1 protein-coding gene is annotated in these 244 nt (G+C 59.8%); it reads right to left on the reverse strand.

What is annotated here, in order from left to right; translation table 11 throughout:
• A partial coding sequence (locus SB659_RS20320) for a hypothetical protein (RefSeq protein WP_410551738.1) occupies positions 1 to 244 on the reverse strand: 244 nt, incomplete at both ends.

The following is a 244-nucleotide window of genomic DNA, read 5'->3' on the forward strand; positions in this document are numbered from 1 at the left end:
GGCGACGAAAGCCTGCAGCGTGATCAGGAAGACGACCGGCAGCGAAAACCAGACGAGCAGTTTTTCGGTTTCGCTGCTTCTGCCTCTGATCATCCGCCATGCCGCCCAGAGCATCGCGAAGAAGATGATCGGTCCGACGACGCCGAATTGTGCGGCGAAGAACTCGCCGGCTCCGGCGAAGTCGAGCTTCATCTGGTCCCATTTGGCGATGTCTTCGGTGTGGCGTACGGTGGTCGCATCATGC

The organism is Arthrobacter sp. SIMBA_036 (assembly GCF_046535135.1).
Classification (GTDB): Bacteria; Actinomycetota; Actinomycetes; order Actinomycetales; family Micrococcaceae; genus Arthrobacter.